The sequence below is a fragment of the Mesorhizobium sp. M0968 genome, assembly GCF_040319065.1.
Classification (GTDB): Bacteria; Pseudomonadota; Alphaproteobacteria; order Rhizobiales; family Rhizobiaceae; genus Mesorhizobium.
In genome coordinates, this window is sequence record NZ_JAMYNL010000005.1 from 369,929 (window position 1) to 387,932 (window position 18,004).

The following is an 18,004-nucleotide window of genomic DNA, read 5'->3' on the forward strand; positions in this document are numbered from 1 at the left end:
CATGAACTGGAGGCGCTATTTCTGGCCCGTCATCGGCATCGCCGCGGTGGTGTTCTCGCTGTGGCTGCTGCTGCACGAATTGCGCGGCATCTCGCTTGACGATGTCTGGGCCGGCATAATCGCCATCCCGGCGCGCGGCTGGGTACTGGCGGCGCTGAGCTCGGTCATCGCCTATGCCTCGCTCGCCGGCTACGACCACATCGCGTTGCTGCACATCGGCAAGAAAGTATCGTGGCTGTTCGTCACCTTCTGCTCGTTCACCACCTACGCGCTGTCGCACAATATCGGCGGCTCGGTGTTTTCCGGTGCGGTGATCCGCTACCGCGCCTACGGCACCAGGGGCCTGACCGGGCAGGACGTCGGCATTCTGGTGGCGATCTGCTGGATCACCTTCGTGCTGTCGACGCTGTTCGTCTCAAGCATCGTCCTGCTGCTCGAGCCCGACGTGATCGACCGGTTTTCCGGCACGCCGCATCACCGGCTGTCGCAAGCAGCAGGGCTCGCCATGCTGCTCGTGGTGGCGGCCTACATATTCGGCAGTTGGCTGCATCTGAGACCACTCAGGATCGGCAGCTTTCAGCTGCATTATCCGGCGCTGCCGATCGTGGCGCGGCAATTGCTGGTCGGCCCGATCGAACTGCTGGCGGCGGCGGCGATCATCTTCTTCGCCCTGCCCGCCACCGGCAATCCCGGCTATTTCATCGTGCTCGGCGTTTTCCTGGTGTCGTTCTCGATCGCGCAGATCTCGCATGCGCCGGGCGGGCTGGGCGTGTTCGAGGTGGTGTTTCTCGCGGGCTTGTCACATATGGACCAGGTCGGCGTGCTGGCGGCGCTGCTGGTGTTCCGGCTGTTCTACCTGATCATCCCGCTGCTGATCGCGCTCGGCGTGGTGCTATTCTTCGAGCACTCGCAATACAGCCGCAGCGAGAGTTGAAGCACCGGAAGCCGACGATTGAACCCCAACACAGGGTTGACTATTTTCCGGCGGCGGCTACAAGGGCCGCGCGGCTGCCTGGCGGCCCACCCTGCGCGACAAGCGCCTGCTGGGGAATAGGTTAACGGTAGACCCACGGACTCTGACTCCGTTAGTCCTGGTTCGAATCCAGGTTCCCCAGCCAGTTGATTCTCTTTCAATAACATAGACACGATTTTGCCCGACACTTGTGTAGGGCGATGCTTGCGTCTGCGGTGATCTTGCGCGATGCTTCCCTTTGCCTGGGGAGGGCTGGGGATGAAATATAGAAAGTTGGCCGTTTTTGCGGCCGCATTTGCGCTTGCCGGCTGTCAATATAAAGCCGAGCCAATGCCAATCGCCGCTTATAACGTTTATTCGAGCTACGGCGAAAAGCTCCCTGGAAAATATCTGCTGTTTATAGACTCCGCCGCGCTAAATAGATCGATCAAGCCTTCGGATCTAAATTGCGCCGCTCACAGTTACCCGATCGATATGCGAAGCGGTTTCTCCGGATCTGTCCGCAAGACGCTGGAATCCCTCGTCACAGAACTCGAGATCGTGGATCAGCCAGTCGATGCCGCTGGCCTCGCGGAGCGTAAGAGCCGTGGGATGATTATGGTCAAAGGCGAAGAGATGAATGCCCGACTGCGGGTTGTACCAGGTTTTTGGTCTGCCGGCATAGAAACCGATGTTGACTTGGTTGCTTCGATAACTGTTGACGGTCGAAAAGGTCGATTGCTCGGTTCAACTGTGGAAGGTCAGGGAAATGCACAAGGCGATGCAGGTGTCCTCTGCGAGGGCGGCGCTAAATCGCTAACCGATTCCGCGGAAAAGGCACTGAAACAAGCGGTGGGCCGCCTCGGCGAAGCCCTGACCAATTCGGAACGGGTTCGTAACGGCGTTTGAAGGAAAATAGATGCGCTCGCTTGCATCTGTTCCCCGGAATACCGCTGATCAACGAAGCCTTGCCCGCGTTCCCGGTCTGCCGCGTCTCCCCGGCACCGTACCGGCGAGCCAAAGTGTTTTCACGTCCGAAGACTCCGAAGACTATGTGTTCCATAAGAACTGCTGATCGAGCATTACCGCGTCGCCGATGTCGCGGTTTTTCAATGCGCCCGTGGGCCGAGAGTATCGGCGAGCAAATCGGCAAAGCCGTGAGAACCCGGAAAACGAGGCAGGCGGCGAAAAGAAAAATGGTGCACTGTCACCGTAGTTCCTAAAACCTCTCCGGCAACCCTTCTACTCCCCGACAATGGACGTCGGCGGGCGTGCCGAGGTTATCGGATCGGCATGACGAAGGACGATCCTCCACGTGCCTTCCTCGCGCCGGAATATGGTGGTGACTCGAAGCGCAATCGGCACCAGTTTGTTGCCACCGCCGACCTTGGATTGGAGCCGCTCGACCTCGATGATGTATCCCAAGTCGGCTGTCGCATACTCCGAGATGCGCTCAAAGCCGATGGCCTTGCCGTGCCGGTAATTGGTGGCGGCCCGTTCCATGGTCTCAGCGGCCTTTCTCCATCCCTTCGCCGGCGGGCCAAAGGGATTGGCAATAATGACGTCGTCCTGTCGCGAGTAGAGGTTTTTCAAGGGCTCAGGATCGCCCTTTACGAAGGCATCCAGAGCCAGATGATCCTGCTCGATAAATTTGGTCAGGTCGGAGGCTAACATCTTAACATCGCCCCATGACTACAAAGAGAACTCTATCAAGCGCTTCATCCGCCCTTCGGCTTGCCGTAGGCGTTCGGGCCGATGTCCGGAGTATAGATCAGAATTACGGTGAGTGCACTGTTTACCATGTGGCTCCCGCCGCATGGTGCACCTTGCCCGCGTTCCCGGTCTGCCGCATCGCCGGCACCGTACGGGTGAGCCAAAGCGTTTTCACGTCCGAAAGACTATGGTTTCACAAGAACTGCTCATCGAGTATTGCCGCGTCGCCGATGGCGCGGTTTTCAATGCGCCCCTGGGGCCGAGAGCATCGCCAGGCAAATCGGCAAAGCCGTGAAAACCCGGAAAACGAGGCACGCGGCGAAAGGAAAATGATGCACCGTCACCGTAATCCCGGCGGCGGCTACAAGGCACGCGCGGCGATATCGTCGCCCTGCCCGCGCGGTTTTCAACAACCGCGCCTGCTGGGGAATAGGTTAACGGTAGACCCACGGACTCTGACCCCGTTAGTCCTGGTTCGAATCCAGGTTCCCCAGCCAAACCTCATTTTTCGCCAATTTGGCTCTCTCGTCCGGCCCAAAGTTTGCAGCGGCAGTTAAGGTTTTCGCAAGCATGTCAAAGGGTTGGCGGAACGTAGCGACCACTTCGCCATCCTCCCAGGTGCAGTTCGATAGCACGAAGTTGAGCAACCGGCGTTTTTCGCGCGGTTCCTGCGCCGAGAACAGGCTTTGCGCGTTCCGGGCGAGGTCAAGAAGCCGTTCGATCTCGCGGTGGCAGCGGCTCTGCTCCTCGCGCCACCTTTGCGCCGCTCTTGGGATAGACCAGACCCGCCGCGTGCGCCTTGCGCGCCGCTTCCTTCAACGAAACGTCGCCGCGCGCATACTAGTCAAACAGCCGCGCCACGACCGGCGAGAGCGCTGGATCGACGGCGATGATTCTTCTTGCCGTCCGGGCCGGTGATGTTGCGATAGCCCAGCGGCGTTTCGGTCGGCCAGATGCCACGTCCAGTTCGTCGACCGTCACCCGATCCTTGAGGTTGCGATAAGGCCGGTCGGTCTTCTCGACCAGCACCACGCGAACGGATGGATGCGCCTTGAGATACGCTACCATCTCGCCGAAGGCGGTGCGGCCTGTCTGCTTGGCAGTTTCAACGTCGATGTATTCCTCGGCCACCGCGAAGCCGTTCGCCGCCGCTAGACGAGTGTCATTAATAATAGCCGCTGCATTTTGTATCCCCCTGAATGGTTCGGCGGACCGACCGCACCGCCCGCTTTCATTGACGGAGTAAATCGCCAAGAAAAATGCACTCCCAATACATGCTTTCTGCCCACGAGTTAGCCTTTGTCTCACGCTCCCAAGTCCATTGAAATCGATTGATGGACAGGCGGTCGGGAGCTGGACATGTCGTGAGAGCGTCTGCTTTGACTTCTTGGGTCGCGCCTTCATAAAGATAGCGAAAGAACGCGTTGTCGGACGTGCGCCCAAAAAGAATAGCTGCGGCTTGATCGACTTTGCTAAGATCCACGTCGAGTCGTCTGGCGAGCATTATGTCGACACCCACCAGATGTTGAGGATAGCCTGGATCATCGACAGTTGCGGCGCCAATTAGAAATTCGCCAAGGGGCAGGAGTACATCTTCTGGCATATGAAGTTCGCGCATGATGCGCCTGCACAGCGTGCCATCGACGCTGAGTTTCCGCGCTACTTCCTCGATGCGAACACAATCGGCTGGGCGAAGTGTGCAGCGCTTATCTGGATCGTCTGTACAGAAGCGCAGCCAACCTAATTGGACACACGTGCCGCCGACCTTAGCGAGACATGGACGATTCGCCTCTAACCAGGATAACCAACGTGAGAATCTTACAGCATCACCGGTTTGAACAGAATATAGCAATACCCCCAACGACTGGTCAGGAGAGAACGATACGTCATAAGCAGGCGCCTCCCAACCAATCCGCCGCGGAGACCGCCACCATCGACCATTGGTTCCCTGGGAACGCGCGACTGCATCACATCCCTCTGATTCTCCAGCGGCGCAAAGCAGGCCATTGAAAAGAGTCATGTCACCATCGTCGCAGTCCAGGGGCTGACCCACGATTTCCTTGGACGGGAACGTCGGAGAGGCTATAGCGCAGAGGAAGGCATTTTGTCGCCAAAGTACATCGCGGTCGGTCAGATCGTCTGCGCGGGCGGATGACAATAAGCAGGCAACGGTGCAGCCAATGAACCACCCCACCTTGGCCAGTTTGTACCAATTCATCAGCAGACCTTTTCGCATGTCTATCGCTAAATCAGTTATTAATAGAAATCGTCCCGGCAGCACAAAGATACCGGGTCCAATCCGCGGTTTTCTTTATCAATGTTACCTTGACGCGATTGCCCGTGAACGCTATCGGGTTGCCCCCAACGTCAAGCTGATAACTGAAACTAGTCCCGTCCTTACGATCGCCCTGAAAGAGAATTGTCGGGCGCGCCGCGCTCCCGCCGCAGTCGGCTCGCGCTGCATTGAAATGCATGTCGACAGGGCCATCATAAACAAGATTGGTATCCACAGGATCGCCTACGGGGCCTTCCACCAACCAGACTCCGGCCAACGTCATCGCCTGTGACAGGACTGTCCGCACAAAACCGGGAATTCGTCTCTCTAGATCTGTGCATGCGGAAACATTGATAGCTATTGTCGACAAAATCCTCAAGACAGGTGGAAAATCAGAAGAGTATTTCACTGCGATTGTAGCTATCGCGATTGCGTCTTTAAGAGTTAATGCCGACACGTCTGCCTCTATCTGCTGCCGATTTGATATGGGATATAAAATATCCATCAAGGTTGCATCTACGTCCTCCCAGATATACATTAGGGCAGGCGCCCTGCTGAACTCTCCGGCGGCATACGCCTTTCTAAACAGATCCGAGAAAATGTCATGCGCTGCTATGAAGTCCAGCCCTAGCGGGCTCGCGTGGCAACCTTTAATTATATAGCCGCTGCTATCCCAACACTGCTTAGCGGCACTAGGAAAGGGGCAGTCGTAATGTTGTGACATCGTTGCGTGGTCCCAGTAGTCTTGGAACTGCGCGCAATCGCCGAATGAGAGTGCAGGGCAGGTTTGTGAAAAGCGAGGGGACTGGGCCGCAGCCGTCGGCGGACAAAGCAAACCAGCGCCCAATGTAAGAATTAGTGTCATCAAAAAAAAGAGCAAGCACCCGATCACGCTGGCTGAAGAGCGACGATGACCCCCAAGATAAGTGACCAATAAAGCACCCTTTCACTGTTCGACCATATCGATAAGCTTGGGACGTTACCCTGGATGGGCACGTGGAGAGAAGTACGGGTAGTAACCCCTACCAGCAGGCCTTCGTCGTGCTCCAGGTCGATCCGTTCACCGTGGCTGTCGCGTAAACACACCGAGGCGTACGACAGTACATATTATATTCCTTAATCGTTTTGGCACAGATTGATGTAGAGTTGCACGTTTGGTCTCCCGAGTCGCCCCCGACCTGAAAGTGCAGGGTTAGCGAGTCAACATTCACCGGTTGGCTGTTAATATCTTTACCCGTGGTTGTTTTAGTTTCGTAGTAATGCTCGTCATATAGATAATAACAATCTGTTTTTCCCTTGGAATGCAGCCAAATTGCACCCGAGGTAAGTACCGCTTCTGGCGACAATACGTCAAGCGAACCGTCAGTTTTCTCTTTCAATGGAAGTGCAATAGATGCGCTGGCTTCGCTCGATGTAAGAGGAGGCGCATCCGTTTGGCCGGCCGCAGAACCGATCATTAGCCCCATAGTTAAGATAAACGCTACAAAACGACCGCTCATTGCCATCTCCTTTAAAAAATAAGCGCGATATTACATCCCTCTGGGCCAAGCGTTATCTTCGGCGATGTTAGATGCCTGCTGCCGCCGATCGTGTGTGCCGACAGGGTCGTGGCATCAACCGCCAGCGGCGGCAGATAGCCGAACCACACGTCCCATGGCTTCAACCCGGTCACGAAGCAAACTCTATGATATCGCTGGTTTTTGGGAGGAACGGCAATTGCGTCCCCCGCCGAACCAGCAGACTCTGCTCGAACCCCAAGATCTTCCGAACGCTCGCGAGCGCCGCCTCATTCACCTCGATATACGCGACGATATACCATTCGCCGTTTTCTTCCCTGGCCATGCCCATCGGCTCGGCGCGCCACTTCAGCGCGCCATGGTGGGGCATGAAGTAGGTTTCCTGGATGCCGCCGACGGCGCTGAGGCCCTCGTCGAGAGCGTACTCCATCACCGCGCAGCACAGCTGCGTCAGCGTGCCCCTCAGTCCGGCAGTTCGTTTGTCGGGAACGACGAATGTGCGGGTCCATTCGGCCCAGTCGGGACGCCTCGGGACGCCCGATTTTTCACACATGTGAGAAAAAACCTCCGAGACCATGTGCGGCTCGCTCGTTGGGATCAATCGAGCCGAAGTCACTACGCGACCATCTTCAATACCAAGCAGGTAAGTCGCCGCGTCGGTATCGAATTGGTCTAGCTCGCGACCGTCCGGGCTCGGAGGGCGCCAATGTTTCTGGTGCACGAAGAAGTCGTGCCGGCGGCGCAGAAACTCGTCGAATTCGTTTTCGTAGAGATGCTTGTTATGCGCATTGACTACGTGGGCCGTTATCATGGCGCGATCCCCCGATCGTTCTCGCAGGGATACTCGCAGTCGCGCTAATATACGTCACCTGTCCGATGGGACAGTTGACGCGATTAGGGATGGATCAGACGCCGGCGCACCGCCTCGACGACCGCCTGCGTGGTCGTGCCGACGCCAAAAGCCTCGCGGGCCCGCGTCGAGTGCCATTTGACCGTGCGCTCGGTCAGGCCAAGGATCTGGGAGGTTTCCGATGAGGTCTTGCCGGCCGCGGCCCACAAGAGCACTTCTTTTTCGCGGTCGGTCAGCACGCCCTCGTGGTCGTCATCGTCATTCGCCAAGGCCTGGATCGACATGCCCGCGTATACCGCCATGGTCACCAGTTGCACCTGATGGCGCGGCGACAGGGTGCAGGCCTTCGCGGAAGAGGCAAACGACAGCACGGATTGCCAATGGTGAACGCTGAGCATCGGTACGGCGAAGCCGCTACAGATGCCGAACTCCGTCGCCTCACCGGCAACGCGTCGTGAGCCTTCCGTATCCGACCACTTTGCCGGGACTTCGGACCACAGGAACGGCTTCAGGGTCTTTGCCGAGTAAATGCAAACACCATCAGCCGCGGCATGCTCGGCCTCGACATAGCGTTCGAACCAGCCGGCCGGCCAGCCATTCAGTTCGACCATCGGTGCAAGCTTCTGCCCACCGAGCGGCACCCCGCTCAGGATAAGGTGCTCGAAGCCGAGATTCCTCACGGTCTCGAGAAGGTCGCCCAGCAGCGGCCCGGTAGCTGTATGTTTCCTGCAGCGTTCGACAAAGTCGAACACATCTGAATCGATCATGACACAGACCCCCCGTCTCCACGCCCGAAAACAAAGCTTATCTTAAATTAGAGACTTCGAATACTCCCAATAAGTGTGTCCGCGACGCAGGACGCGTGGACCAAAATCAGCTAAATCAGCCGGATTGTAGTCAGCAACACAGGACCCCCAAGCATGACGCCATCACTGCCGAAACGAAACGAGCCGTTCCGGGCTGGCGAAACCGCGCTGCTGCTGGTCGACATGCAACGGGTCTGGCTGGAGCCGGGTGCTGATCCGGCGCATCCGGAGCGCGGTCCCGATCACTATTTCTACCGGCAGACGGCGTCGCAAACGATCCCCAACCAGGAGCGCCTGCTGGCGGCGGCGCGGGCCAACGGCGTCGAGGTGATCCACACGATCATCCAGAGCCTGACCGAAGACGGCCGCGACTGCTCGCTCGACCACAAGCTGACGCCGATCCATATCGCGCCGAGCCGGCCGGAAGGCCTGCCGGTGCCGTCGCTGGCGCCGGTCGGCGACGAGATCATGCTGCCGAAGACATCGTCGGGCGTCTTCAACTCGACCAACATCGACTATGTCTTGAAAAACCTCGGAGTGCGTTATCTGATCGTCGCCGGCATCATGACCGACCAGTGCGTCGACATGGCGGTGCGCGATGCCGCCGATCGCGGCTATCTCGTCACCTGCGTATCGGATGCCTGCGCCGCCGCCTCGCAGGAGCGTCATGACGGCGCGCTCGAGGCTTTCGGTGGCTATTGCTGGGTCACTGATACCGCCACCGTTACGGGCCGTTTCGAAGCCTTGGGAAAAGCTGCATGACATCGACCGTCGAACCGCTGGTTGCCGTCGTCACCACCGATCTTTCGGCGATCACGCGCGGCCGCTCGGTCGTCGAAAGCAAGCTGCAGAAGATCGCCGCGACCGGCGTCGGCTGGCTGCAGGCCAATCTGTCGCTGACGCCGTTCAACTCCATCGTCGATCCCAATCCCTGGGGCTCGTCAGGCGATGTGCGGCTCGTTCCCGATCTCAACGCGCGGTTCCGCACGGCGCTGACCGGATCGGCGACGCCTTTCGACATGGTCGCCGGCAACATCGTCGAACTCGACGGCAGCCCGTGGGTCGGCTGTACGCGGACCATGCTCAAGGATGCGCTGGCGGAGTTGAAGGCGGCAACCGGGCTTTCCGTCATCGCCGCCTTCGAGCATGAATTCCATATCGAGGGCGACTTCGCACCGGCTCATTCGATGTCGTTGGCCGCACTGCGCCGCGCCGATCCGTTTGCCGCCAATCTTATGGCGGCGCTGGCGGAGGCCGGCGTCGCGCCCGAAGTGGTAATCGCCGAGTTCGGCACCGACCAGTTCGAGGTGACGTGCGAGCCGGCCGATGCGCTTGCCTCGGCCGATCGCGCCGTCGCCATCCGCGAGATCACGCGCGAAGTCGCGCGATGCGCCGGCTGGCGGGCGAGCTTCGCGCCCAAAACCGCTCCCGATGCCGTCGGCAACGGCGTCCACATCCATTTCAGTTTCGTCGAAGACGCCGGCAAACCGGCGACCTACGACCCGGCCCAGCCGGGCGGCCTTTCCAGCCGTGCCGCTTCGTTCTGTGCCGGTGTGCTGCGCCACCTGCCCGCGATCACCGCCATGACGGCGGCGAGTGTGTCGTCCTACTACCGGCTGAAGCCGCATAGCTGGAGCTCGTCCTACACTTGGCTTGCCGATCGCGACCGCGAGGCGAGCCTGCGCATCTGCCCGACGGTGACGATCGGCGGGCGCGATCCGGCGCGGCAGTACAACATCGAATACCGGGCGGCCGACGCCACCGGCAATCCCTATTTGTCGCTGGCGGCGATCGTGCGCGCCGGGCTGGAGGGGCTGAAAGCCAAGCTGCCGGCGCCGCCGCTGGTCTCGGGCGACCCGATACAGATGAGCGTTGCCGAGCGCAAGAAGCTTGGCCTCGTGCGGCTGCCGGAAACGCTGCCGATGGCACTCGACGCGCTCGTCGCCGACAAGACCGTCACCGGATGGTTCGCGCCGGTGTTCGTCGAGACTTTTGTCGGCCTTAAGCGGCATGAGACCGAGCGCCTCGCCGGTCTCGACCCAGTGGCGGTCTGCGATCTCTACCGGACGCTGTATTGATGGCTGAGCCGGTTGCCAACGCCATCCTACCGGAAGGTTGGCTTCCAGCGGTCGAAGCTATCAACGAAACGGGGCGTTCCGATATCGTTCTGATATGCGAGCATGCGTCCAATCATATTCCGGCCGAGTATGCGCGGCTCGGTCTCGACAGCCGCCATTTGCAGCGCCATATCGCCTGGGACATCGGCGCCGCCGCAGTGACCCGCCTTCTGTCGAAGCTGCTCGATGCTCCGGCTTTCCTCAGCTCCTATTCGCGGCTTTTGATCGATCTCAACCGGCCGCTTGGTTCCAGCGGCAGCATTCCGGTGCTATCGGAGGACACCGGCATCCCCGGCAATGTCGGCCTCGATCCGGAGGAGCGAAGCCGGCGTGCCGAAATCATGTTCGCGCCGTTTCATGACCGCGTGGCCGCCCATCTCGACGACCGGGCGAAGCAGGGCAGACCGACGCGCATCGCGACGGTCCACTCCTTCACGCCGGTCTTCCTCGGCATTGCGCGGCCCTGGCACGCCGGCGTGCTTTACGACCGGGCAGTCGATTTCGGCCAGGCAGTGCTTGCCGGCCTGCGCGCCGACGGTGCGCTCAACGCCGCGGCAAACGAGCCTTATGCGATCAGCCGCGACGGCGACTACGCCATACCGGTCCATGGCGACGATCGCGGCATTCAGGCCGTCCTCATCGAGATCAGGCAGGACCTGCTGGCGGGCCGCTCCGGCATCGAAGAATGGGCGAAGCGGCTGGCCGCAGCGTTACCGGCGCAGACACAGGGTTTGTGAACAAGCTCGGCTGCTCGAGCGCAACGCGAGAGCCGAGCCGTCGATGAAAAGCCGGGCGAACCGTCCTTAGGAGAAGATCTGCGACAGCTCTTCGACGCTGGTGCCTTCCTTGACCTGACGCAGCTCGACATAGCTGACGGCGATGGCAACGGAAAACACGACTTGCTCGACCGCGCGCGCCAGAGCGTCCAGGAAGAACACGAGCGGAATGCCTAAGTGGGATAGGACGCGGCCCAACGTGAAATTTGTTGCGACCAAAGCTACGAACAGGGGGAACCAGAGACTGAGCAGAGACCAACGGCTGCCCTTGGAAAGATCGCGGCTGCGGCCCAAACTCGCGAATACCCCCAGTTTTTCCTGAATCAGAACCGGTATCGCTACAACCCAGAGAACCAACAACAAAAATCCCGGAACGACGAGCAGCACGAGGCCGACTGTGAAGCCAATGTTGACAATCAGCGAAATGCCGATTGCCGGCAGCAGGAGTGCCACGGCCGTCCCGATGCAATCACGCATCGACGGCCGCTTGCCGCTCAAATCCTCGATGGCAGCGCGCGTCAAAGCCACCTCCAGCAAGGACATGAGGACAATATAGCCGATCGCGCCAACCACCGTGAGCGCGACCCGTTGAACCGAGAATTCCGGGCCGCCATGCTCGACATTCGTAACGGTATTCCTGAACCAGAGCGCAAATACGAATCTCGGCAGGGCGGAGAAAATCAAGGCAAGCCCTAGGCAAAGAACGGGATTGCGTCCGATGACGGCAAAGCTGTCGTTGAAAACCCTGCCGATGCGAAATTTGTCGGGCTGTTCCAGCGTTATTGACGCCACGATATTACCTATCCAGTCCAGACCGATCCTGACGCGATGAAGGCAGCAAATCCCTTGCCGCTACGAGAAGATTTCCGCCAAGTCTTCGACGCTGGTGCCTTCCTTGATTTGTCTCAGCTCGACATAGCTAACGGCGATGGCAACCGATATTACCGTCGACACGACCGTTGACACAACGGCGCTTCCAATCGCGCCCACAATCAGGCCAACGGTCGAGAGGCTGCCGGTAAGGGCGAAAGCCAATCCAAACACCAAAGCGAATGCCATTTGGAAGGCAATCGCCACCAAGAACAGAATCAGCAAAAGGCCGAATAGTGACCAGCGGCTGCCCTTCGTCAGGGCGCGGCTCCGCGACATCGAGCCAAACACGCCAAGGCGCTCCTGGATCAGCACGGGTACGGAAACCGATATACCAAGCAACCACATGATGCCGGGAACAAGCAGCATCACGAACGCGATGATCGTCCCGAAGATCGGGATAATCAGCCCTGCGACGGCAATCGCAACAACCCCGAGGACCATGACGAAAAAGACCACCAGCCCGATCCCAAGCGTCGGGAATATGCAGCGTAAAGCTATTTGGATGCAGTCACCGATTGCCGGGCGCTTGCCGTTCAAGTCTTCTATCGTCGCCCTCACCAGTGATGATTGAAACAACAAAGCCAGCACAAGATATATCAAGCCAAAAGCCACCGATATTAACGAGTTGCGTAGAATCGCCGAGGGATCGGCAACAGCCAGAGTTTCGGGACTAGCAATATTGATGTTGGCAAAATTGCTGTAATTCCAAAGGTTAAGCACCAGTGCCGGAAGGGCGGAAAAAAGAGCCGCTAGTCCGACCAACAGACCCGGATTGCGGCCGATAACCGCAAAACTGTTGCTGAAAACCCTGCCGATGCGAAACTTGTCCGACCGTTCCAATGTCGTTGAAACCATGATGCGTCCCCCGCTTAATCACCGCATATCGGCTGGTGATCCCCGCATTAAATGTGCCAACATTGGAGGTTGACGTCTAGTCCACTTGCAATTGTCTTGCCGCATTGCCAGTGTCGGCTGGGGAACCACAGGTTGCAGGGGAGAGGGTGGCGTTGGCACAGCCAGGCACAGCGGAAGCCGAACGGCTGACCAATCTGCACAAGCAGCTGATCGCCGATGAGTCGATCCAGTTCGACCTGCCGGCCTATGTGCCGCCAAAGCCGCCCGAGTGGCTGAAGCCGCTGCAGGATTTTTTGTCGTGGCTCAGTCCCTACATGATCTATCTGTTCTGGGGGGCGGTGATATCGGGCGTCGCAATCATCCTGCTTTTGGTCTTCCTCGAGGTGAAAGGCATCGCCTGGCGGCTGCCATGGCAGCGCGCGCGGCCCGAAGTCGAAGACGAAGAAACCTGGCGCCCAGACGCCGGCGCCGCGCAGATCCTGTTGTCGCAAGCGGATGCGCTGGCCGCACGCGGCGACTACGACGAGGCGGTTCACCTTTTGCTTCGGCGCAGCGTCGCCGATATTGCCGGCCGGCTGCCGGACTTCCTGCGCCCGTCGCTCACCGCGCGCGACATCGCCAATGCCCCTTCCCTGCCGGGAAGGGCGCGCCATGCGTTTACCGAGATCGCCCGCATTGTCGAGGCGGCGCTGTTCGCGCGCCGGCCGGTCGGCGCGGAAGGCTGGCGGCAGGCGCGCGGCGCCTATGAACGTTTCGCCTTCCGGGATGCCTGGACGTGAGCGCACCGGCGGTCGAGGCACAGGAGCCGTTCAATCGAAAGACACTGTTTTGGGGGATTTTCGCCAGCCTGCTTGCGGCAGCCGGTTTCTTCCTGCTGTCCACCTATGCTCCCGATTTCCGGCAACCCGGCAATGGCGGCGCCACGCCGCTGTCGAAAAGCGGCGTCGGCTACGCCGGCCTGGCGGAATGGCTGCGGCTCACCGGCGAAGCGCCCTTGATGGCGCGGACCGAAGACGATCTTGCCAGAGATATACTGCTGATCGTCACCATCTCGCCCGACAGCGATCCGGAGGCGCTTGACCGCATTCTTGAGCTTCGCGATGACCGCGAGACTCTCTTCGTGCTGCCCAAATGGCAGACCTTGCCCCTCCAGCAGCATGAGGGATGGAAGATGAAAATCGAGCGTTTGCCCGACACCGCAGTCAACGATTGGCTCGGCCGGATCGCCAAGGCCAAGCTCGGTGTCGGCAGGAGCACCGTCGAGCAACTCGAGATCCGGGGCCATCTCGTCGCCGCGCCGCAAGACATGCAATGGGTTGCCGACGATCACCCGATCATTGCGGCAGGCAGCGGCAAGGCCGTCCTCATCGAATTCCAAGACAAACCCTTTTTCATCCTGACCGACCCCGACCTAATCAACAATTCCGCGCTTGGAGATGCCGACAAGGCGACCGCGGCGCGCGACCTGATCCGATGGCTGCGGCCTGGCAAGGGTCTGGTCATGTTCGACCTGACGCTGCACGGCGGGGCGCGGAAATATGACCTCGCCAAGCTTCTGGTCGAGCCGCCGTTCCTGGCGCTGACACTGACGATCCTGATCGCTGCGGCGCTGGCGTTCCTGCATGGCCTTGGCCGGTTCGGCCCGCCGCGTATCGACCAGCGCGCGATCGCCTTCGGCAAGCGTGCGCTGGTCGATACGACGGCGATGCTCATGCGGCGTGCCGGCCGGCTGGACGAGCTGGGAGGCCGCTATGCGGCCTTGATGCGGGTGCGCGCCGGCGCGCTGCTCGGCGCACCGCAAGGGTTGCAAGGCAAAGCGCTCGACCACTGGCTCGACTCTCGCGATAAGGAGCAAGCCGGCGGCTTCACGACGCGCTCGCAAGCGGCCGGCGAGGCGAAGAATCTGACGCAGATGCAACAGGCAGCAGAACGGCTGTATGACTGGACGGCAAGGAGGCTCGGTGAACGTCGATGATGTGAAGGCCCTGGCGACACGGATCAGGGAAGAAGTGGCCAAGGCGATCACCGGGCAGCACGATACGGTCGACCTGATGCTGACCGCCTTGTTTGCGGGCGGGCATATCCTGCTCGAAGGTCCTCCGGGCACGGCCAAGACCATGACGGCGCGCTGCTTCGCCCAGGCGCTTGGGATCGCCTACGGGCGCATCCAGTTCACGCCGGACCTGATGCCTGGCGATATCGTCGGGTCGAACATCTACAACTTCCAGACCGGGCAGTTCACGCTGACGCGCGGCCCGATCTTCTGCGATCTCCTGCTTGCCGACGAAATCAACCGCACGCCGCCCAAGACGCAGGCCGCACTGCTCGAGGCGATGCAGGAGCATGCGGTCACCTTCGACGGCACCACGCATTCGCTCGGCCGCAATTTCATGGTCGTCGCGACCCAGAATCCGATCGAGCACCAGGGCGTCTATCCGCTGCCGGAGGCGCAGCTCGACCGCTTCCTGTTCAAGCACCGCGTCAGCTATCCCGGCCCCGAGGAAGAACGAGCCATCATCGTCCATCACGGCGGCGGCTCCGCCTCGCACGACATCGCGCAATATGGCATCGAAGCGCAGACGGACCGCGAGACGCTGCAGGAGGCCCTTGAAGTCGTCGGCTCCGTCACCCTTGTCGACGATGTCGTCGGCTACATAGCGGCGCTGGTTCGGGCTACGCGCGAAAATGCCGATCTGGAGGTCGGGGCCAGTCCGCGCGCCGGCGCCATGCTGGCGCGGGCGGCGCGTGCGCGGGCGGCGCTGGACGGACGCGCCTATGTGATCCCCGACGACGTCAAGGCGCTGGCGGTGCCGGCGCTGCGTCATCGCGTCATCCTTTCGCCTGCCGCACAGATCGATGGCCGGCTGGTCGAGCAGATCGTCTCCGACCTGGTCGACCAGACGGAAGCACCACGTTGATCTATCCCAGCGGCCGAGCGGTATGGGCAGCTGCGGCCGGCGCGGTGCCGGCCTTCCTGGTCGCGTTGGCATTGCCGTCGTTCTGGTATCTGGGATTGCTGTGGAGCTGTCTGCTGCTTGCCTTCCTGGCGGTGGATGCAGCAGCCGGACGCGGACGGGCATCGCTGAATGCCAGCATCGATGCGCCGCACCAGGTCGGTGTCGGCGGCGAGTTCAGCGTGCACGTCGCCGCCCGTCACTCGGGGCCGCGCGCCGCGGAGGCCCGCGTCGGCCACGATGCGCGTCTGGCGCCGGTGGACGGCAGCGGCGGCGCCTTGCTGCCAACCGCCGGAGGCGGCTCGCTCAACCTCCGCTTCCAGGCGCTGCGGCGCGGCGTCGCCAGCTTCGACCGTCTCTGGGTGCGCTGGCGCGGGCCGTTCGGGCTGGTCTGGAACCAGGTCGTGCTGCCGGTGGAAAGCAAGGTTGCGGTGCTGCCCGACGTCAGCAGCGCCCGCGGCGAGGCGATCACGCTGCTGCAACATGCGGCGCTTGCCGAAGGCCATGCGCAGCGCCGCGCCGGTCAAGGCCGCGAGTTCGACGCGCTCAAGGACTACCAGCCGGGCATGGGCCGGCGGATGATCGACTGGAAGCGCAGCGCCCGCCACGGCAAGCTGTTGGCGCGCGAGTTCCGCATCGAGGAGAACAACAACATCGTGCTGGCCATCGACAGCGGACGCCTGATGTGCGAACCGGTCGACGGGGTGCCGAAGGTGGACCGGGCGGTGACGGCCGCCCTGCTGTCGGCATTCATCGCGCTGAAGGGCGGTGACATGGTCAGCCTGTTCGGCTTCGATGCAAGGCCGCGCGTTTCGAGCGGCGCGGTGCGCGGCCCCGCCAGCTTTGCGATGATCCAGAAACGGGCCGCCGAGATCGACTACTCCAGCGAGGAGACCAATTTCACGCTGGCATTGACGACGCTGGCGGCGCGGCTCGACCGCCGCTCGCTGGTCATCATCTTCACCGATTTCGTCGATCCGATCAGTGCGGAATTGATGCTGCGCACCGTGGGCCGGCTCACCGAACGGCATCTCGTGCTGTTCATGATGATGAAGGACACCGAATTGGAGGGCCTGGCCGACCTGCCGCCACGCTCCGGCGAGGATGTTGCCCGCGCGGTCGTTGCCGGAGGGCTCTTGCGCGAAAGGCAGGTCGTCATCGGCCGGCTGCGTCTGCTCGGGGCGCATGTGATCGAAGCCGACCACAATCGGCTGGGTCCGGCGCTGGTCGAGCGCTATCTGCAGTTCAAGCAGGAGGACTTGCTGTGACGGCGCCGGTACACGGCAATGCGGTGCGCGGCGACGCGGTACGCCAGTCGCTGGCCAGCTTCCGCCGCGAGCGCGAGGCCGACTGGAAGACATTCGAGGCGCTGCTGGCGCGTGTCGAGAAGCGTGCGCCGCGGACGCTTTCCGAAGAGGAGCTGCTGTCGCTGCCGCTGCTCTATCGATCGGCGCTGTCTTCCCTGTCGGTGGCGCGCGCGACATCGCTCGACAATGCGCTGGTCGGCTATCTCGAAGCGCTGTCGCTGCGCGGTTATTTCTATCTCTATGGCGCGCGCCGCGGGCTGCGGCAGCGCCTCGCCGATTTCTTCCTGCACGACTGGCCCGAAGCCATTCGCGACCTGTGGCGCGAGACATTGGCGTCGGTCGCGCTGATGGTGATCGGCATTGGTGCAGGCGCCTGGCTGGTGGCATCCGACAAGAGCTGGTTCGACGCGATCATCCCGCCCGGCCTGGCAGGAGGCCGCGGCCCCGACACCTCGGCCGAACTGCTGCGAGGCATGCTTTATGATGGCGACAATGGCTTTCTCTCAGGCTTTGCCGCCTATCTGTTCACGCACAACGTCCAGGTCGCAATCCTGGCCTTCGCCCTTGGCTTCGCCTTCGCGGTGCCGGCGGTGCTGCTGATGCTGTTCAACGGCTGCATGATCGGGGCGTTGTTCCAAGTCTATTGGTCCAAGGGGCTTGGCATGGAGCTCGGCGGCTGGCTGGCCATCCACGGCACCACCGAATTGTTCGCAATCTCTTTGGCCGGCGCGGCGGGCATGCGCATCGGCACCAGCATCGCCTTTCCCGGCGAATTGACACGCATGGCGGCAGCGGCTCGCGCCGGACGCATCGCCGCGAACGCCATGGTCGGGGTCTCGGTCATGCTGCTGTTTGCCGGGCTGCTCGAGGGCATTGGCAGGCAGACCATCACCAGCGACGTCACGCGCTACGGCATCGGCGGTGGCATGCTGGTGCTGTGGATCGGTTATTTCTACCTGTTCCGGGCGGTGCGGCATGGCGATCGTTAAACGCGCCGCCTTTGCGGCTA

General features: G+C 61.0%; 19 protein-coding genes and 2 tRNA genes. 12 read left to right on the forward strand and 9 right to left on the reverse strand.

The window, feature by feature from the left end:
- Window position 1: 1 nt before the first annotated feature.
- The 3 genes from NKH67_RS12265 (at window position 2) to NKH67_RS12275 (ending at window position 1,861) form a co-directional block, all read left to right on the forward strand.
- Window positions 2–934: a lysylphosphatidylglycerol synthase domain-containing protein gene (locus tag NKH67_RS12265; protein ID WP_352501488.1), complete on the forward strand. Its 933-nt coding sequence runs from the start codon at window positions 2–4 to the stop codon at window positions 932–934.
- 110 nt (window positions 935–1,044) lie between these two features.
- A tRNA-Gln gene (locus NKH67_RS12270) sits at window positions 1,045–1,118 on the forward strand.
- Window positions 1,119–1,231: 113 nt separating this feature from the next.
- Window positions 1,232–1,861, forward strand: a complete 630-nt coding sequence (locus NKH67_RS12275; protein WP_352501487.1) for a hypothetical protein — start codon at window positions 1,232–1,234, stop codon at window positions 1,859–1,861.
- A 333-nt stretch (window positions 1,862–2,194) separates the two neighbouring features.
- On the opposite strand, the gene NKH67_RS12280 is transcribed toward NKH67_RS12275, so the two are convergent.
- Window positions 2,195–2,626: a YybH family protein gene (locus NKH67_RS12280; protein ID WP_352501486.1), complete on the reverse strand. Its 432-nt coding sequence runs from the start codon at window positions 2,624–2,626 to the stop codon at window positions 2,195–2,197.
- Window positions 2,627–3,088: 462 nt separating this feature from the next.
- Between NKH67_RS12280 and NKH67_RS12285 the strand changes: the two genes are divergently transcribed.
- Window positions 3,089–3,162, forward strand: a tRNA-Gln gene (locus NKH67_RS12285).
- A gap of 343 nt (window positions 3,163–3,505) precedes the next feature.
- Here NKH67_RS12285 and NKH67_RS12290 read toward each other — a convergent pair.
- From NKH67_RS12290 to NKH67_RS12315, 6 genes are all read right to left on the reverse strand, one after another.
- A complete protein-coding gene (locus tag NKH67_RS12290) occupies window positions 3,506–3,919 on the reverse strand; it encodes a recombinase family protein (protein ID WP_352501485.1) in 414 nt (137 codons plus the stop codon).
- Window positions 3,897–4,901, reverse strand: coding sequence for a hypothetical protein (locus NKH67_RS12295; protein WP_352501484.1), 1,005 nt, complete (start codon window positions 4,899–4,901; stop codon window positions 3,897–3,899). Before NKH67_RS12295 ends, NKH67_RS12290 begins: the two co-directional genes overlap by 23 nt.
- 13 nt (window positions 4,902–4,914) lie before the next feature.
- Window positions 4,915–5,478 carry a hypothetical protein gene (locus NKH67_RS12300; protein WP_352501483.1) on the reverse strand — a complete coding sequence of 188 codons (564 nt, stop codon included), beginning with the start codon at window positions 5,476–5,478 and terminating at the stop codon, window positions 4,915–4,917.
- Window positions 5,479–5,962: 484 nt separating this feature from the next.
- The gene (locus NKH67_RS12305; RefSeq protein WP_352501482.1) at window positions 5,963–6,439 is read right to left on the reverse strand and encodes a hypothetical protein; all 477 of its coding nucleotides are present in this window, start codon (window positions 6,437–6,439) and stop codon (window positions 5,963–5,965) included.
- A 169-nt stretch (window positions 6,440–6,608) separates the two neighbouring features.
- Window positions 6,609–7,268: an acyl-homoserine-lactone synthase gene (locus NKH67_RS12310; protein ID WP_352501481.1), complete on the reverse strand. Its 660-nt coding sequence runs from the start codon at window positions 7,266–7,268 to the stop codon at window positions 6,609–6,611.
- 83 nt (window positions 7,269–7,351) lie between these two features.
- Window positions 7,352–8,074: a LuxR family transcriptional regulator gene (locus tag NKH67_RS12315; RefSeq protein WP_352501480.1), complete on the reverse strand. Its 723-nt coding sequence runs from the start codon at window positions 8,072–8,074 to the stop codon at window positions 7,352–7,354.
- A 153-nt stretch (window positions 8,075–8,227) separates the two neighbouring features.
- Between NKH67_RS12315 and NKH67_RS12320 the strand changes: the two genes are divergently transcribed.
- The 3 genes from NKH67_RS12320 to NKH67_RS12330 are packed head-to-tail and all read left to right on the forward strand — an operon-like array spanning window position 8,228 to window position 10,967.
- Window positions 8,228–8,875: a cysteine hydrolase family protein gene (locus tag NKH67_RS12320; RefSeq protein WP_352501479.1), complete on the forward strand. Its 648-nt coding sequence runs from the start codon at window positions 8,228–8,230 to the stop codon at window positions 8,873–8,875.
- Entirely contained in the window at window positions 8,872–10,191 is a 1,320-nt protein-coding gene (locus tag NKH67_RS12325; protein WP_352501478.1) for a glutamine synthetase family protein, read from the forward strand. The genes NKH67_RS12320 and NKH67_RS12325 overlap by 4 nt, the downstream gene beginning before the upstream one ends.
- Window positions 10,191–10,967 carry an N-formylglutamate amidohydrolase gene (locus tag NKH67_RS12330; protein WP_352501477.1) on the forward strand — a complete coding sequence of 259 codons (777 nt, stop codon included), beginning with the start codon at window positions 10,191–10,193 and terminating at the stop codon, window positions 10,965–10,967. Before NKH67_RS12325 ends, NKH67_RS12330 begins: the two co-directional genes overlap by 1 nt.
- Window positions 10,968–11,033: 66 nt before the next feature.
- Here NKH67_RS12330 and NKH67_RS12335 read toward each other — a convergent pair whose 3' ends face one another.
- On the reverse strand, window positions 11,034–11,798 hold the full coding sequence (locus tag NKH67_RS12335; RefSeq protein ID WP_352501476.1) for a hypothetical protein: 765 nt from the start codon (window positions 11,796–11,798) through the stop codon (window positions 11,034–11,036).
- A 60-nt stretch (window positions 11,799–11,858) separates the two neighbouring features.
- On the reverse strand, window positions 11,859–12,734 hold the full coding sequence (locus tag NKH67_RS12340) for a DUF7847 domain-containing protein (protein WP_352501475.1): 876 nt from the start codon (window positions 12,732–12,734) through the stop codon (window positions 11,859–11,861).
- 146 nt (window positions 12,735–12,880) lie between these two features.
- On the opposite strand from NKH67_RS12340, the gene NKH67_RS12345 reads away from it, so the two are divergent.
- From NKH67_RS12345 to NKH67_RS12365, 5 genes are read left to right on the forward strand one after another with little or no spacing between them, the layout of a single operon-like run.
- On the forward strand, window positions 12,881–13,513 hold the full coding sequence (locus NKH67_RS12345) for a DUF4129 domain-containing protein (protein ID WP_352474990.1): 633 nt from the start codon (window positions 12,881–12,883) through the stop codon (window positions 13,511–13,513).
- Window positions 13,510–14,709, forward strand: coding sequence for a DUF4350 domain-containing protein (locus NKH67_RS12350; RefSeq protein ID WP_352501474.1), 1,200 nt, complete (start codon window positions 13,510–13,512; stop codon window positions 14,707–14,709). Before NKH67_RS12345 ends, NKH67_RS12350 begins: the two co-directional genes overlap by 4 nt.
- Window positions 14,696–15,652: an AAA family ATPase gene (locus tag NKH67_RS12355; protein WP_352449246.1), complete on the forward strand. Its 957-nt coding sequence runs from the start codon at window positions 14,696–14,698 to the stop codon at window positions 15,650–15,652. The genes NKH67_RS12350 and NKH67_RS12355 overlap by 14 nt, the downstream gene beginning before the upstream one ends.
- Window positions 15,649–16,956, forward strand: a complete 1,308-nt coding sequence (locus NKH67_RS12360; RefSeq protein ID WP_352501473.1) for a DUF58 domain-containing protein — start codon at window positions 15,649–15,651, stop codon at window positions 16,954–16,956. The genes NKH67_RS12355 and NKH67_RS12360 overlap by 4 nt, the downstream gene beginning before the upstream one ends.
- On the forward strand, window positions 16,953–17,984 hold the full coding sequence (locus NKH67_RS12365; RefSeq protein ID WP_353030966.1) for a stage II sporulation protein M: 1,032 nt from the start codon (window positions 16,953–16,955) through the stop codon (window positions 17,982–17,984). The genes NKH67_RS12360 and NKH67_RS12365 overlap by 4 nt, the downstream gene beginning before the upstream one ends.
- The last annotated feature ends 20 nt before the right edge of the window (window positions 17,985–18,004 follow it).

What these genes read in the sequence shown, in the direction of transcription:
- NKH67_RS12265 (WP_352501488.1), top strand. Translation starts at nt 2, where the DNA reads ATGAACTGGAGGCGCTATTTCTGGCCCGTCATCGGCATCGCCGCGGTG.
- NKH67_RS12275 (WP_352501487.1), top strand. Translation starts at nt 1,232, where the DNA reads ATGAAATATAGAAAGTTGGCCGTTTTTGCGGCCGCATTTGCGCTTGCC.
- NKH67_RS12280 (WP_352501486.1), bottom strand. Translation starts at nt 2,626, where the DNA reads ATGTTAGCCTCCGACCTGACCAAATTTATCGAGCAGGATCATCTGGCT.
- NKH67_RS12295 (WP_352501484.1), bottom strand. Translation starts at nt 4,901, where the DNA reads ATGCGAAAAGGTCTGCTGATGAATTGGTACAAACTGGCCAAGGTGGGG.
- NKH67_RS12300 (WP_352501483.1), bottom strand. Translation starts at nt 5,478, where the DNA reads ATGTATATCTGGGAGGACGTAGATGCAACCTTGATGGATATTTTATAT.
- NKH67_RS12305 (WP_352501482.1), bottom strand. Translation starts at nt 6,439, where the DNA reads ATGAGCGGTCGTTTTGTAGCGTTTATCTTAACTATGGGGCTAATGATC.
- NKH67_RS12310 (WP_352501481.1), bottom strand. Translation starts at nt 7,268, where the DNA reads ATGATAACGGCCCACGTAGTCAATGCGCATAACAAGCATCTCTACGAA.
- NKH67_RS12315 (WP_352501480.1), bottom strand. Translation starts at nt 8,074, where the DNA reads ATGATCGATTCAGATGTGTTCGACTTTGTCGAACGCTGCAGGAAACAT.
- NKH67_RS12320 (WP_352501479.1), top strand. Translation starts at nt 8,228, where the DNA reads ATGACGCCATCACTGCCGAAACGAAACGAGCCGTTCCGGGCTGGCGAA.
- NKH67_RS12325 (WP_352501478.1), top strand. Translation starts at nt 8,872, where the DNA reads ATGACATCGACCGTCGAACCGCTGGTTGCCGTCGTCACCACCGATCTT.
- NKH67_RS12330 (WP_352501477.1), top strand. Translation starts at nt 10,191, where the DNA reads ATGGCTGAGCCGGTTGCCAACGCCATCCTACCGGAAGGTTGGCTTCCA.
- NKH67_RS12340 (WP_352501475.1), bottom strand. Translation starts at nt 12,734, where the DNA reads ATGGTTTCAACGACATTGGAACGGTCGGACAAGTTTCGCATCGGCAGG.